This window comes from Brenneria roseae subsp. americana (assembly GCF_003115815.1).
Lineage (GTDB): Bacteria > Pseudomonadota > Gammaproteobacteria > Enterobacterales > Enterobacteriaceae > Brenneria > Brenneria roseae.
Genome location: NZ_QDKJ01000003.1, coordinates 171,948 through 185,900 on the forward strand (window position 1 = coordinate 171,948; position 13,953 = coordinate 185,900).

The 13,953-nt window shown below is 44.5% G+C and carries 15 protein-coding genes and 1 pseudogene; 8 read left to right on the forward strand and 8 right to left on the reverse strand.

Annotation, left to right across the window (positions count from 1 at the left end):
* The first annotated feature begins 359 nt into the window (after positions 1–359).
* Together B4923_RS04695 and B4923_RS04700 are read left to right on the forward strand one after the other, a co-directional pair.
* On the forward strand, positions 360–779 hold the full coding sequence (locus B4923_RS04695; RefSeq protein ID WP_109053435.1) for a DUF2946 domain-containing protein: 420 nt from the start codon (positions 360–362) through the stop codon (positions 777–779).
* Between the two features lie 110 nt (positions 780–889).
* Positions 890–2,395 (forward strand): PepSY-associated TM helix domain-containing protein, encoded by a 1,506-nt coding sequence (locus B4923_RS04700; RefSeq protein ID WP_109053211.1) that lies wholly within the window; start codon positions 890–892, stop codon positions 2,393–2,395.
* Positions 2,396–2,466: 71 nt separating this feature from the next.
* Here the strand turns inward: B4923_RS04700 and B4923_RS04705 are convergent, their stop codons facing one another.
* The 3 genes from B4923_RS04705 to B4923_RS21040 form a co-directional block, all read right to left on the reverse strand.
* Positions 2,467–4,137 carry a methyl-accepting chemotaxis protein gene (locus B4923_RS04705; RefSeq protein ID WP_109053212.1) on the reverse strand — a complete coding sequence of 557 codons (1,671 nt, stop codon included), beginning with the start codon at positions 4,135–4,137 and terminating at the stop codon, positions 2,467–2,469.
* Between the two features lie 1,173 nt (positions 4,138–5,310).
* Positions 5,311–5,589: a hypothetical protein gene (locus tag B4923_RS04720; protein ID WP_109053215.1), complete on the reverse strand. Its 279-nt coding sequence runs from the start codon at positions 5,587–5,589 to the stop codon at positions 5,311–5,313.
* A gap of 293 nt (positions 5,590–5,882) precedes the next feature.
* A complete protein-coding gene (locus tag B4923_RS21040; protein WP_245929491.1) occupies positions 5,883–6,059 on the reverse strand; it encodes a hypothetical protein in 177 nt (58 codons plus the stop codon).
* Between the two features lie 244 nt (positions 6,060–6,303).
* On the opposite strand from B4923_RS21040, the gene B4923_RS04730 reads away from it, so the two are divergent.
* The 3 genes from B4923_RS04730 to B4923_RS04740 all read left to right on the forward strand — a co-directional run bounded on the left by B4923_RS04730 (position 6,304) and on the right by B4923_RS04740 (position 7,369).
* On the forward strand, positions 6,304–6,489 hold the full coding sequence (locus B4923_RS04730; RefSeq protein ID WP_109053216.1) for a GhoT/OrtT family toxin: 186 nt from the start codon (positions 6,304–6,306) through the stop codon (positions 6,487–6,489).
* 2 nt (positions 6,490–6,491) lie between these two features.
* Complete coding sequence (locus B4923_RS04735) at positions 6,492–6,989, forward strand: 2-thiouracil desulfurase family protein (protein ID WP_109053217.1); 498 nt, start codon at positions 6,492–6,494, stop codon at positions 6,987–6,989.
* Between the two features lie 113 nt (positions 6,990–7,102).
* Positions 7,103–7,369, forward strand: coding sequence for a DksA/TraR family C4-type zinc finger protein (locus B4923_RS04740; RefSeq protein ID WP_109053218.1), 267 nt, complete (start codon positions 7,103–7,105; stop codon positions 7,367–7,369).
* 64 nt (positions 7,370–7,433) lie between these two features.
* Here the strand turns inward: B4923_RS04740 and B4923_RS04745 are convergent, their stop codons facing one another.
* Together B4923_RS04745 and B4923_RS04750 are read right to left on the reverse strand one after the other, a co-directional pair.
* Positions 7,434–7,862 (reverse strand): universal stress protein, encoded by a 429-nt coding sequence (locus B4923_RS04745; RefSeq protein ID WP_109053219.1) that lies wholly within the window; start codon positions 7,860–7,862, stop codon positions 7,434–7,436.
* A gap of 198 nt (positions 7,863–8,060) precedes the next feature.
* On the reverse strand, positions 8,061–8,582 hold the full coding sequence (locus tag B4923_RS04750) for a cysteine hydrolase family protein (protein ID WP_109053220.1): 522 nt from the start codon (positions 8,580–8,582) through the stop codon (positions 8,061–8,063).
* A gap of 766 nt (positions 8,583–9,348) precedes the next feature.
* On the opposite strand from B4923_RS04750, the gene B4923_RS04755 reads away from it, so the two are divergent.
* The 3 genes and pseudogenes from B4923_RS04755 (at position 9,349) to B4923_RS04765 (ending at position 11,950) form a co-directional block, all read left to right on the forward strand.
* Complete coding sequence (locus B4923_RS04755) at positions 9,349–9,609, forward strand: biofilm development regulator YmgB/AriR family protein (protein ID WP_109053221.1); 261 nt, start codon at positions 9,349–9,351, stop codon at positions 9,607–9,609.
* Between the two features lie 608 nt (positions 9,610–10,217).
* Positions 10,218–10,427: a hypothetical protein gene (locus tag B4923_RS04760; RefSeq protein ID WP_109053222.1), complete on the forward strand. Its 210-nt coding sequence runs from the start codon at positions 10,218–10,220 to the stop codon at positions 10,425–10,427.
* 105 nt (positions 10,428–10,532) lie between these two features.
* Positions 10,533–11,950: pseudogene (locus tag B4923_RS04765) on the forward strand (IS3 family transposase).
* A gap of 709 nt (positions 11,951–12,659) precedes the next feature.
* On the opposite strand, the gene B4923_RS04770 reads toward B4923_RS04765, so the two are convergent.
* The 3 genes from B4923_RS04770 to B4923_RS21285 all read right to left on the reverse strand — a co-directional run bounded on the left by B4923_RS04770 (position 12,660) and on the right by B4923_RS21285 (position 13,922).
* Complete coding sequence (locus tag B4923_RS04770; protein WP_109053223.1) at positions 12,660–13,016, reverse strand: 2Fe-2S iron-sulfur cluster-binding protein; 357 nt, start codon at positions 13,014–13,016, stop codon at positions 12,660–12,662.
* Positions 13,017–13,273: 257 nt separating this feature from the next.
* Positions 13,274–13,819: a hypothetical protein gene (locus tag B4923_RS20840; protein ID WP_170116007.1), complete on the reverse strand. Its 546-nt coding sequence runs from the start codon at positions 13,817–13,819 to the stop codon at positions 13,274–13,276.
* Positions 13,749–13,922 (reverse strand): hypothetical protein, encoded by a 174-nt coding sequence (locus B4923_RS21285; protein ID WP_245929492.1) that lies wholly within the window; start codon positions 13,920–13,922, stop codon positions 13,749–13,751. Before B4923_RS21285 ends, B4923_RS20840 begins: the two co-directional genes overlap by 71 nt.
* Between the last annotated feature and the right edge of the window lie 31 nt (positions 13,923–13,953).

A 13,953-nucleotide genomic window follows, 5' to 3' on the forward strand; every position in this document is an offset into this window, starting at 1 on the left:
CCCTTACCTCTGCCGCCTGAAAATCTGAATGTCCGCTTCTCCTCAGACACCGGATAAGAAAAGTCTTAATCCGTGCTTAATCACCTCATGCCGTACAATATCGAATATCTTTATCATCAAATATCAGCATCGTCTGGCTTCAGGAATACTCCACCTGCCAGGTAATCTCACCATAGGTAAATCACCACATCACTGTTTAATTAAGCCTGGTTATATTCCAGTAATAACCGGTACGTAACAATCGCTCTCCCGCTTATCTCACCGACCAGAGAGTCAAATAAACATTTATGTCACCCAATCAGGGGCAAGTAAGGTACAGTACCGCCACTACGTTCAGTACAACTGATAACGCCCTAATGATGTTTTTATCTGCGTTGCGCCGGCGACGATTCCCGGCCTGGCTGGGTATCTTCGCCATTTTGACCATATTCATTGCACCAGTGGTTTCACAAACGCTGGCAGCAGGCGATCATGGCGCAAACTCGCAGGATACCGTCGCGTCACTCAACGCGACAGAACATCACCACCATCACGCTGAACAACATCAGCCAAATTCTCTGCCCCGTCAGTCGCATGGCCCTCATCCCGTCTCCATGATGGATCATGCGGCTTGTGGATACTGTGTACTCTTCTCTTATACACCCGCATTATCCGCGATCAACAGTCTGGCTATCGTCGCGGCAAATTATTTATCCGATCGTCGTTTACCCACCTTCATCTCTCTCATCATTCCTGTTGAACGGTTTGTATCCCCGTTTCCGCGCGCGCCTCCTTTCTGAATCCCGATCGTCAAGCCCACGGGGATATTAGAGAACAAACCCGGCGATATATCGCATCAGCGATACCGTCCGTTTGATTATTTTTCTGCTAACTGATTTCAGAAGGTTTTATGCCGTTTGCTAATTCTCAGGCGCCAGCCACTGCGCGTCCCAGAACGACATCCGCCAGTGCGCCACCATCCAGAACGACCGCAACAAACGCCGTTTCACCGCGTGCCGCCATCATAGCGCTGTTAATCCGCATCCACTTTTATATCGGCCTTTTTGTGGGACCTTTCATTTTCATCGCCGCACTTACGGGGACGCTATACGTACTTACCCCGCAAATTGAAAACCGGCTGTACGCCCACCAGCTTTTTAGTGAAAGCGAAGGAGCCCCACACTCGCTGGCAGAGCAGATCGTCGCGGCTCAGGCTGTGCCTGGACATCCTGCCGCTACGCCAAGCGCAATACGTCCGTCCCCCGCGCCCGGTGAAACGACCCGGATCATGTTTTCCTCTTCAGAGTTGGGTCCTTCAGAAAGTCGGGCGATCTTTGTTGATCCGGTTTCTTTGGAAATTCGTGGGGACGAAACAGTTTATGGCACCAGCGGTATACTGCCATTCCGTACCTGGCTTGATTACCTGCACCGCGGATTATTACTCGGTGATATCGGGCGAAATTACAGTGAGCTTGCGGCGTCCTGGCTGTGGGTGGCGGCGCTAGGCGGTTTGACGATCTGGTGGACAACCAGACATTCGACATCGCCCTCCAGACGGCGTAATGCCACCAGAGTTCAGACACCGGCGGCGAAAAAACGTCGCCTGCGCCATTGGCATACCACGATGGGACTCAGTCTTCTGATCGGTATATTCTTCTTCTCTGCGACCGGATTAACCTGGTCGCAGTGGGCAGGTAACAATATTGCGGTTGCGCGTAGCGCACTGGGTTGGCAAACCCCGTCGGTCAAAACTCAACTTGCCGAAGATATGGCTCACCATGCCCATTCTCCTCTTGCTGATGCCCATGCGGAGCATCAGATGTCAATGCCGATGAATGACATCATGGCGGATACTCAACCGGCAATGTTTGATCAGGTTTTGGCTGTGGCCAGAGGCGCGGGTATTGATGCCAACAAGATTGAAATAAAACCCGCCAGAAAACCCCGCCAGGCCTGGACGGTTAGCGAAATTGATCGTTCATGGCCGACTCAGGTCGATGCCGTTTCAATTAACCCAGATACGCTGGAGGTTATCGACCGCATCGATTTCACGACCTTTCCTCTGGCGGCCAAATTGACACGCTGGGGAGTTGACGCGCATATGGGCGTACTGTTTGGTCTGGCGAATCAACTGCTGTTGGCCGCTTTTGGTCTCGGTCTGTGTATCATGATTGTGTGGGGATATCGGATGTGGTGGATTCGCCGCCCCAGCCATCGTGATGGCAGCAACCCGGTAAAAACCCTGACGGAAGCGGTGCTGCAAATCCGTATTTTCCCCAGACTGCTAGCCATAGCCATCACGATACTATTAGCCTTGTGCTTGCCGGTTATGGGCTTCAGTTTACTGATCTTCATATTCATTGATGTAATTCGCTGGTATCGCAGCAACGCCAGGCAAATTATCGCCAAAGTCTGATGCAAGGGCACGGGTAGAAGTAAAGACTCTCTGGAAAGGCCGCCATTGTATTCAATGGCGGCCTCGTCAGGTTAGAACGATGCCCAATCTGAAGCATTCCCCGACGTTTTATCTCGTGTGGCTGTCACGCTGTTCGCCGCCAGCAGAACCGGTGTAGCCGCTGCTGGTTTTTTAGCGGCCGGAGCTCCAGTATAGCCGGTCCCGAGTTTGAACAGACTGACCGTCTGCGTCAGGCTATGCGCCTGGTCCTGTAAGGAAAGTGCCGCTGCCGCAGATTCTTCGACCAATGCCGCATTCTGTTGGGTGGTGGTATCAATCTGCCCGACCGCCAGATTGATTTGATTAATCCCATCGCTTTGCTCGCGGCTTGCCTGGGCAATCTCGCTGATAATACCGTTGACGCCCTGAACATTCGACACCAGCGAATTCATTGTGACACCCGTATCTTCCACCAGTCCCATGCCAGCCTGAACCTTTTGAAAGGAATCATCGATTAGCTCTTTGATCTCTTTCGCAGCGGTTGCACTGCGCTGCGCCAGTGCACGAACTTCACTGGCAACGACGGCAAACCCTCTGCCTTGTTCTCCCGCGCGAGCCGCTTCCACGGCAGCATTCAGAGCCAGTATATTGGTCTGGAAAGCAATGCTATCAATCACGCCGATGATTTCCGACATACGCTGTGAAGAATCTTTGATGCCACGCATTTCTTGCGTCACCATGACCATCATGTCGCCGCTTTTCTGCACCGTCTCAGATGCGCTCGCCGCCAACTCAGTAGCCTGAACGGTGTTATCAGCCGTATTTTTGATGGTTGACGTCAATTGTTCCATTGATGACGCGGTTTCTTCCAGCGAGCTCGCCTGCTCCTCCGTTCTGGCAGAAAGATCCTGGTTACCCGCCGCAATCTGTGACGCCGCGCTTGAAATGGTTTCAGCGCCATCCCTGACCTGGCTGACAATCTGCCGCAGACTGGTATTCATATGATGCAACGCGGCCAACAGCATACCGGTTTCATCTTTACGGTTAATCTGAATTTCTGACGTCAAATCGCCCTGAGCAACATTTTCCGCCACCACCAGCGCCTCTTTTATTGGGTGAGTCACGCTCCGTGTAATCAGGGAAGCAATGACCAGGCCCGCTATCACACTGGCAACAATCATGATAATCAGCAAAATCAAGGCTTCACTGTAGCTGGTAGCCACTTCTTCAGCGGAGGCGACCATATTGTCATCCTGTACACCAATAAACTCCGTAACCTTATTGATGTATTTTTGCTGGGTGACGCGGGTAACATTGAAGTATTCGTCTGACGCTTCGTCGGTGTTGCCGGCGACGATCAAGTCTGTGAGCCTATTTGCCGAATCAAGATAATCATGCCGTATTTCTACAATACTCTGTAAAATCGCATGTGACTTTTCATCACTGACAGATTGTTGCAGATCATTCATCAATCTGGATATTTTCGGTGTGCTTTCTTTCGTTAACGTCAATTGCTTGTTGATCTCAGTTTCCGATTTGAGCAATAACAGTAATTGCTGGTTATTGAGATATCGATTTAACTCATCGATGAGTTGATTACTCTTCACCGTCAGTGGATAACTCTGAGAGACAATACCATCCATTTTGTAATGGAAATCGGCCAACTTGGAAATGGAAATCCCGCCGACAATCAACAACATCAATAACAAAAAAGAAAAACCAGCCCCTAATCGATATCCTATACGCCAGTTAGATAAACTCATTTCAATCTCCTTTATTCGTCCTTTCTATCTGCACCAAAGTCAACGCACGCCATTAGTCCGAAAAAACAAACGGAATGCTGTTATTGGTCAGTACCTATAGTTCCAATGTACTTCTTATATTAAAAACCCATGAATACAGGCTTTGGCATGTATTAAACTTGGTGATAAATAGAAACAAGCGCCAAGACGCAATACCACTAAACAACATTACCAACGGTGAAAAACGGGGGAAGACAACCAAACAACCTAACCAACTGATAAAAATCATGAATTTCACTATAAAACTAAACAAATTGGTTGAGATAATTATATTTACACACAATGTAATTACGCATCACCTCATGTTTATTCTCAATAAATTCACATATTTTAACATTTAATTTACTATTTTTGCCTACTGGCATAGAAAATCCATCAGTCGCGCTTGATATAAATATTAAATAACCATGCTGGTAAGGAAATGGTAAATCTACTCAATCCTTTTTCACCGAAAGTAGTATCGGCACGTCATCAGTGATCTTTATATTTTATTTCTTTTAAAAACATCAATTACATATCTATTTAATCGATCATTTTCCAGTAATTTACCCATTTACGAGATAAATAAGCTTATTTTCTATTAATAATCGCGTGACCAGGGAGGGAAAATATTTGAAATATTTTATAACATTTATTCATGGTTATTATTAATAATAACCATTTTATAAAAAGACATGGAGAAATAAATATAACAATATTAAAAAATTTATTTTCTACAAAACATTTAACGCACGATAATTCTCTTTCCAGTGAGATTCACATTCTATTCTGGCATTAGGAATATAGTGAGATCTAAGGCAATAGCAGGAATTATCAATTATCCAGGTAACAAATGTGGAGCCATCAGAAATAATATGTTTTTGAATATAGATAACAGCAAAATACCCGCCTTTACTGTCACTCTTGTAGATCTCATACCGATGGGAACCCACGCCATTATCTTGCATAAAAACCAACGTTTCTTTCAGCGTTCCCATTGACATAATTGCCTCCACTAATCATATGAGTAGCGTTTATCGGCAAAAAACAGGAAAACCTTACTGATCTCTATCGCAAAATATGATTTTTTTTATAATAAATAGCACGCTATGACGCTGCGTGAGTACAGGGCCAGAACGTGCTTTGATAGGCGCGTTATTTTTTCTTTGAAGTATGCTTTGACTTACCTTTCAGTAATTCTCTGATTTTTTTGATTTCTTTATGCGTTAGCGGTAACTCAGCTACTTCTTCGGTGTCTTGATTATCAACAGACGTCACCGAAGGTACCGATGAAGTATCGCTGTCATCAAAGCTTCTCAGTAGCCGAGCGCTGACTTCAGCGCTGATGGATACACTATTTTCAAGGGCAGCAGCTTTAATCTTCTCTTTCAAATCCACTGGGATTTTCAACGACAGACTAGATATCTCACTCATTTTATTACCTTTCTCGTGGGATAAAACACTAAGCTATGACAGTCCTTAGACAAAGTCCATACTGAAATAAAAATTTCATATTTCTGTCACATATGATATGTGATGATTAACTCATTCTATTTAGCGTTATTCTTCGCCAGAAAGCAATCCTGATAGTTTGTTTGCTTATTATCATCTACAGTAAAAATTAATTGCTTTGCTCTTCTTCCATTTATCGATCATTGCTTTTGTCACTTCATTTTTATAGCAAATGGGACGATCGACTCCAGGCGCTACGCTTACCACACTGACGGCTACTTACGTGCAGAGTTATAGGGGCAGGAACAGTTTCCCGGGTAAGCGGAAATGGATGCCTGAATTATCTTTTCTTTGACTTGCTCGTCAGAAATATCAGGCAATCCAGCCATAATATTAAACGAAACCAACAACATCATCATGGTAATGGTCACTGACATGGCTGTCATGCTCATGACAGCTATTCCTTTTCGGTCAGAAAGCCACTTAACGCCAGCGCAGACTCAGCCGGTGTTCATGATGCTGATCGTTTATTCACCGAACGACAACACAGAGCAGGAAGACGTATGAAAACCGCGTTACGCCTGCGATAGCGCCAATGTGTAGTGTTATTCTCTGTGAAACCGTTGAGTTAAAAAATTGATCATGAAATATTAACGGCATAGAATGCAGGCGTTTTAAAAACAAAAGGAAAAAAACGTGTCACAACACTCCGTATGGGAGTTAATCAAGCTTATTTATTTTATCGGCTTTGCGATTTCGATGCTGGTTACTTTATTGTTGAGCAAAGATAAATCGTGGTTCATCCGATTACTTGCCTCGCTGCTGATTGGGCTAACGTGGCCGTTAAGCTTTCCTGTTGTATTGCTCTTCTCTATTTTCTAACGATGAATAAAATTCTGATTAGCGCCTGCCTGTCCGGTTTCCCGGTGCGCTATAACGGCTCCGCCAAGCTCTCTGTTGAAGGTTACCTGACACAATGGCGGCAACAATCGCGGCTGGTCATGTTTTGCCCCGAACTGTCGGCAGGTTTCCCTACGCCACGTCCTCCGGCTGAAATTATCCCTTCACCAACAGGAACCTCCGTTATCACGCAGGGAGCGCGCGTCGTTGAAACGACAGGCGATGACGTTACCGAGCGTTATATATTAGGCGCCTGGTTAACGCTGGAGATGGCACAACGTCATGATTGTCGCTTTGCATTACTGACCGAAGGAAGCCCATCCTGTGGTAACAACGTGATCTATAGCGGACGCTTTGATGGCTCTCAAATCTCAGGTCGTGGCGTAACTGCCGAACTGTTGCGAAATCACGGCATTGAGGTTTTTTCAGACAGGGAAATTGACCAACTGATCGCCCGGGTTACCGAAACGGACGGTCGCTAACCTCGTCAGAAAAACGGCCTCTTTTCTGCTGGGAAACCACGAAGCTCGCTTGAATCGTTTAAAATATCCCCAATATTGAGAAGAATACCGCTTTCGATTCTCTGGAGGTAATCATGGCAAGTGGTTGGTCAAATGATGGTTCCGTACAGGATCAAATTGATGCGACCGTTGATGATGCGATCGCACGCGCCCGTAGTCAGTTGAAACAGGGTGAAAGCGCCCTGCACTGCGAAGAATGCGGCACACCGATCCCTGAAGCACGGCGTGATGCGTTACCGGGAGTTCGTTATTGTATTCAGTGTCAGGAACAATTTGATAAAAAGCAGACACAGAACAGCGGCTATAACCGACGTGGTAGCAAAGACAGCCAACTGAGGTAACTCGGCTGGGATAAGCGTCGGCTTGTGCAACGACTAACGATAACCTGCACAAGCCGATAGCCTTCTAACGGACGACCAATACCGATGTTTTCGCATGCCGCACCACAGCGGCGGCATTTGAGCCGAGAAGATACGTTTTTACGTCAGGCCGGCGCGATCCCACCACAATCAGATCAGCATTTATTTCCTCTGCCAACTGCAAGATTTCGTCCCGTGGCGTACCGAAACTCACGCTGAATGACAAACGAGATGCCGGAAGATCAACGGTTTTAACCAATGCTTTCAGCTTCTCGTTAGCCTTGACGACCGCTTCATTCTCAAACTCTTTTATCCCGAAAGAATAGGCGGATAAGAAAGCGGACGCATCAGGGAGTGCGTGGAGAAGATGTATGGTGGCGCCTGACATTTTGGCCAATCTTACCGCATGCTCAAGAGCATTTTTAGTTAACAGTTCTTCTTCAAGATCAACGGGTACTAAAATAGTTGTATACATGGCAGCACCTCTTCCTATGACCCTTCCTATAAAAAGCGTAGTCTGTCTTGCATCAGGGAAATATGATCTTGTTCACCTTTGTGAACATATAGCATTTGAGCTCCATCAGATGCCTATTTACTTTGAAAATAATCAACGGTTTTGCTTATATATCGGGATTTTCCTGACTGAAACAATGTTCAACATACCATACGGGTATCAATGAGCGCCCCACTCCGTCAGGATTTCCCCCGTTGTTTTTACATATATAGTATTGCCGGGAATAATAAGATTGCGCCACACCTCATTGTAATGAACGATCAACTGCTCCGCTTTCAGTTCTCCACGGTTAGCCGTCGTGTGTGCGTCAGAAACGATAGTCAGTGCATAACCGCGACTGGCGGCGTTTTTAATCGTCGCATCCACACAATAATCCGTCGCACAACCACAAATGATCAGATGGTTACAGCCGGATCTTTCAAGCTGCTCGGCTAATCCAGTACGATAAAAAGCGTCGCAGGCCGTTTTGGTAATGAATACGCTCCCTTCAGGTCTATCTAATTCAGGCAGCAGCTGCCAGTCCTCGCTATCCGCCGACATTCCCTCCCCTTCATGTTGAATGAAAATGATCCGCTGCGCCGCCGCCGATAACTGATTAATCTGAGAAACAATCTGCGCTCTTTGATACCGCGGCGTAGCAAATACGCCATTTTGCATGTCAATAATGACTAAAACCTGCATTTCTCATCCCCAGTCAAGCACATAATGCGAATACCTTACTTCACAACATCGAGTTCAAACATCTTTTTTATTCCCTCAGGGTTGCGTTTAGCCTGCACCGCCGCCGCTTCCGATGTCTCGCCAAATCGCCTCAAAAATTGGCATCAGATGACATGATTCTTTTTACCGAATCCGCCCCTTTCACTGAAAGTGTCTTTCCATTATATTGAGAAATACACACGGGTTTCACTCTGCTCTGATGTTTCCATATTACTTCTTTCGTCCGTTTTTTTCTCATACACTATTTTCTTTACCTGAAAAATACATTCTATTTTTCAAGCTGTTAAAAATGATTCAATAATTTATCAAACAGTGTGGTGCCGATTAACGATATTTATCATTCAACAAAATCATTTAAGTTTTCGTATTGATTTTTATGCGTTAAAAAATGTTAACCTCTGTTTATTCATTTATATTGGAACCACGCTATTTCCTGAACGCTCTGATTACAATTAGCATGGCTTTATAATCAGCAAAGCAATAATGTTTCCTCAAAAAATAAGTACCTATTTATCAATCTGATATTTTATTGCTATCACTGACCAACCGATCTCGCTTGATCACTTTAGCAAAGTTTTATTTTAAAATATTTGGGGGTTATGCCTGATATAAGCTAAAGTTAATCAGTTATAGCAGGCTGGCTACATTTTGGCCTTTACCCGTTTTCAATGGTTCTCTCGCGTCAGATGCAAATGAGGGTAATACGCTTCATTACGGAGGATAATCAATGCATGAAGATACGCCCCAGATGAACACAGCTAAAGAGGTATCAGACTACTTAAATACAGAAAATCAAATGAATGACATCACAATCCTGGGCCATATTGTTGATGAAATAATCCAGTGCGGCGATGCAGTGACAAATAAAGCCATCATTTCAAAGCTATTGCACAGGATTGATATCGAAACAGATGCCTTCATTCTGGACAGATACCGCACCTTGCCGGAACTGATCGTCCATAAAACACAGGATGACTTTGTCATTTAACCTGTCTCTTGATGTTATTTAAATGAAAATAATAACTTTATCAAAGAGATATATTTTCATTATTCTGATATCGATAGCAGGCTATAAGAATAGGCGAATGCATCTATCACGGAATGCTGTAAATATATTTACTTCCCCGACACAAGGAATCGCCCGGTATAAAGTCGGGAGAGAAATAGTCTTGCATGATGATGTAAGGTATCAAGGAGATTCCATTTCTAGCGCCAATGTCCCCTTCTGATATTTCAACATAGTTGTAACATTCGCAGGCAGATCAGATCGTACATGGACACATTACGTCGCTGAAAGCAGTCAATGTCTTTGGTTATGAACGTTGGACTGCACGTCGTGTTGTCAAAGTATCTTTGACGCGAGCATCAAAAATCGCCCTATCGCTATTCTCGTATATCCGTAAAAATCGGCCTTGCAGGCTATAATATTTATATTTGGCTGGGAGCATCCTGAGCATAGTGATGGCATACGCAGAGCAGTGCGGTTACATATAGGTTTCTATCCCATGGTTTCCGTGATAAAAAGTATCAAGTAATTAATTGAATTATTTCACTTTTATGACAACAGGCAATCATGTTATCAAGTAAGGCGCTCAAATGAAAACCGTAAAAGCTACAGATATGCAAGAAGCTCAACAACTACTCAATTCAGGGCGATACCAGAAAGTTGAACTGGATTTCGATATTAGCAGTGATGACTTTTTTCAGCTTGCAAGCACATGGTGCGCCCGTGGTGCAAAGATAAAACTTGAAAATGGTAACTTCGTCTTGAAAACCAAAAGCATTTGCCAACCATCTGAAAAATGATTTCTACATTTATCCCCACCGTCTGCATTCATTGAATGCCGACGGTGGGGTCGATGAAGGCAGAGCGGGTTGGTTCTTTCTACGAGGGCGGATATTCTTTTTGTGCTGAACCCCGAAACTTGGACTCAATATCCAACGTTTTGGGGGGTAAATGATAGGACTCCTTTCTCAGTTAGACTTGCAGCAGTTAAGTATTATCTATCCGGTCAGGCTTCTCAGGAAGAAACTGCCCGACATTTTAGCGTAGGAAGAACGCCCTTAAGTCGCTGGGTTCAGCGATATCGACATCACGGTGAAGCCAGATTGAAGGTCAGTACACAAAAGCGTATCTATGATCCGACGTTCAAACTGAGCGTTGTACTGTATATGCAGAGAAATCACGTCAGTAGTGCAGTAGCAGCGGCGCGGTTTAATGTATCTCATGAAGCCATTGTAGCGGCGTGATTAGTTCGTCACAGGCAACTCGGCGCAGACGCTTTCCATCCTGCGACCATTGGAAGTGCTATGTCAAAAACTAAATTTGTACCCGGTTCTAAACCTTATGAAGAAATGACACCAGCAGAACTGCAAAGGGAGCTGGAATATCTTCGGGCGGAGAATGCTTACCTAAACCTTGAGGGAGCAAAACGAACTCAGGGAACAGCAGAAAAAGTCAAAGTGATTGAGTCATTAAAGAGTGAACATCGACTGGATTATTTGTTATTGGCGGCAGAGATTCCGCGCAGCTCATTTTACTATCATGTGGCCAGACCAGCGTCGTCTTCTGATAAATATGCTGATGCAGTACAAGTGATTACTGATTTAAGCGTAAGACACCAGAGGCGTTATGGTTATCGCAGGATGACGCTGGCTCTCAGAAATGAAGGGGTGGCGCTGAATCATAAAACGGTGCGTAATTTGATGAAAATACATGACTTATCCTGTTGCATCAGAAAAAAGAAATACCGTTCGTATATTGCCGATTACGGGCAGCTATCCAGCAACTTGCTGGAAAGAAACTTCCGTGTCAAAAGCAGCGGAACCAAATGGTGTACCGATGTAACAGAATTTAGAACGGGGGGAGAAAAACTCTATCTGTCAGCAGTGCTGGACCTGTTCAACAATGAGATTATCACCTAGCAGACGGATAGACGACCCGCACTGAATCTGGCTTGTGGCATGTTGGATGAAGAGTTAAAGGTTCAATGGAGAAAAGAGGGGCTACTGCTCCGTAGCGATCAAGGCTGGCAGTGTAAACATCGGTCTGGAGGAATAAGTTGAGACATGCGGGAGTAACGCAAAGTATGTCTCGTAAAAGAAACTGCCTTGACAATGCGATGATGGAGAATTTTTTTAACCACCTGAAGGCCGAGATATATCACCGGAAGAGATATGAATCAATAGAACAGATTAGGGATGACATTGATGAATATATCCGTTACTACAACCATGAACGAATTAGCTTGAAGGCAGGTGGAATGAGCTCTGTTGACTATCGAGTTCATTGCGAAGGTGGTAGCGACAGAAACCAAGACACCCGTTAAAGCCTGAAACTGCGACTTACATCCAGACTGTTTTTTATAGCTGAGATTGTATTGCTCAAAAATGTTTTACCTTTTACCCATAATCGAACCCTCCTTAACGGTAAACTCCGCAACGACACTGATAACTTCTGCAAGTAAGAACGATATTGCAAACGAGGTTAAGCTCTCATCAATACCAACAACAGAAGCCTGAAAATCAGTCTGAGGAAGAAGCCACACACGCCTGTACATAATCTCATCCCAAGTAAGAGGTATGGGTATGAATTCTTGTTCAAAGCAATTGAAACATACGAAAACGCTACAATGCAATATGCCAGTACGTTCCCGCACCCACAAGGGTAGACTACATTATTGCAGGCACTCAATGAATGCCTGCTGTAATGCCAGCTTAATTTTCTTTCACCCACTGAGGAATATCCGAAGAGGCTGTCTTACAAGTACTCCCCATAAATACTGCACCAATAGAAAACCGCTTATCATTGAAGAAACCGTAGAATTTTGCGGTTCTACCCGCAAAATCCACCAGTTCAACCGAACTAACTATACTCGCTTTCATATTCGGGTAGGTTTCAGTTTTTGGTTCTTTTAGTTCCTTCTGTTCTTCCGCTAAACAGCTGCAGTGAAGGCGCAAAACACACTGATTTCATTTTATTCGTCTCCTTTTAAAATTCACCTATAAAGACCTTAAAATGCGTAATATAATTTAGTGTTAGAACCAAAACCCAGGGCTTTGGCGGGCCTCTTGATCAGTGAGTTGTTGTTGCAAGGCGCGTTGTTGATCATAAAATAAACTCTCAGCACCTGTTCTAATAACACAATCACTCGAAGGGTATGCAACACAAGTTATTACAAATAGTTCCTTTTCCTTTTCAGTTAGGAACGCGGCATCTGACTGATCAACCCGCCCACTAATACGTAAAGCGACGCATGTAGTACACGCACCCGCTCGGCAGCTATAAGGCAAAAAATCTAATCCAGCGGATTCCGCCGCATCCAGGATACATTTATCATCTGGACATTCAAAAGACGATGCAGTTGTCAAATCATATATTCTATATACAGCCATTTTATTTCCTTTTATTTTTTTAAACAGGGTGAGTTATCGAGCGCAGTAACATCTTGGTCGATTACATCCAGGACGCTTCTTGGCATTATCAGTAGGCGAGTTTACAGATTCGGTTTTTGCTTCATTTGTATCCAAATCTTTAGAGGCTTGCTGTGACTGAACGTCTTTATCTTTTTCTTCCGACATATTTGTTTCCTTTTGATATAAAAAAGCCCCGCTATTGCGAGGCCGGTTGACAATTCTTTTGCCACGTTTGGTTATGCGCCAAAATGTCCCGTTTCGTTTGCCGATCCATCAATCTGATACAGGTTGTATACCTTGCCGTTGCGAGAGTCGGTATCAACGAAGATTTCTGTTCCCAACGATTTAGCACTGGTCAACACAATGGCATCAATATCAGAACCTGGAGCAGCGAAAGAAGAGGTGAGTCTGGTATCTACGATTTTGACATAACGGAAGGTATCTTCTGTTGAATCGATAACATCAACATCGTAACCAATAATCGAACCACGAATTGTCGTTGCCGCTGTGGGATTAAGATCACTGAATACTGAGGTAGCTTTCACCCATGTCGAACCATCATTCAATACATAGGCATCCCATGATCCATATCCACCAGCTTCATAGATGTAGAAATGAGCATCAGCAGTTCCGCTTTTTTTGATGACTAACGAGCTAAAGCTAACAACAATGTTCCCTCCGGCACCTAGCGACGGTGAAATTATGCTGGAACTATATTGCCGAAACTTTATAAGTGGACGAGAAGGTGCCTGTAGGATTGTAGCTGACAACTTCTGTCGCATACCCTTCGGCTGTACCCGAAATATCAGGATATCCGGTATAACTTTGAGCCAGTGAAGCAGTACTAAACATTAATGCCGCAACAGCAATAATTAATTTCTTCATTTACTTTGCCTTATCTATGAACATAAAAAAG

Excerpts from the sequence above, each read along its gene's own strand:
- B4923_RS04695 (WP_109053435.1), top strand. The coding sequence starts at position 360 with ATGTTTTTATCTGCGTTGCGCCGGCGACGATTCCCGGCCTGGCTGGGT.
- B4923_RS04700 (WP_109053211.1), top strand. The coding sequence starts at position 890 with ATGCCGTTTGCTAATTCTCAGGCGCCAGCCACTGCGCGTCCCAGAACG.
- B4923_RS04705 (WP_109053212.1), bottom strand. The coding sequence starts at position 4,137 with ATGAGTTTATCTAACTGGCGTATAGGATATCGATTAGGGGCTGGTTTT.
- B4923_RS04720 (WP_109053215.1), bottom strand. The coding sequence starts at position 5,589 with ATGAGTGAGATATCTAGTCTGTCGTTGAAAATCCCAGTGGATTTGAAA.
- B4923_RS21040 (WP_245929491.1), bottom strand. The coding sequence starts at position 6,059 with ATGAGCATGACAGCCATGTCAGTGACCATTACCATGATGATGTTGTTG.
- B4923_RS04735 (WP_109053217.1), top strand. The coding sequence starts at position 6,492 with ATGAATAAAATTCTGATTAGCGCCTGCCTGTCCGGTTTCCCGGTGCGC.
- B4923_RS04740 (WP_109053218.1), top strand. The coding sequence starts at position 7,103 with ATGGCAAGTGGTTGGTCAAATGATGGTTCCGTACAGGATCAAATTGAT.
- B4923_RS04745 (WP_109053219.1), bottom strand. The coding sequence starts at position 7,862 with ATGTATACAACTATTTTAGTACCCGTTGATCTTGAAGAAGAACTGTTA.
- B4923_RS04750 (WP_109053220.1), bottom strand. The coding sequence starts at position 8,582 with ATGCAGGTTTTAGTCATTATTGACATGCAAAATGGCGTATTTGCTACG.
- B4923_RS04755 (WP_109053221.1), top strand. The coding sequence starts at position 9,349 with ATGCATGAAGATACGCCCCAGATGAACACAGCTAAAGAGGTATCAGAC.
- B4923_RS04760 (WP_109053222.1), top strand. The coding sequence starts at position 10,218 with ATGAAAACCGTAAAAGCTACAGATATGCAAGAAGCTCAACAACTACTC.
- B4923_RS04770 (WP_109053223.1), bottom strand. The coding sequence starts at position 13,016 with ATGGCTGTATATAGAATATATGATTTGACAACTGCATCGTCTTTTGAA.
- B4923_RS20840 (WP_170116007.1), bottom strand. The coding sequence starts at position 13,819 with ATGCGACAGAAGTTGTCAGCTACAATCCTACAGGCACCTTCTCGTCCA.
- B4923_RS21285 (WP_245929492.1), bottom strand. The coding sequence starts at position 13,922 with ATGAAGAAATTAATTATTGCTGTTGCGGCATTAATGTTTAGTACTGCT.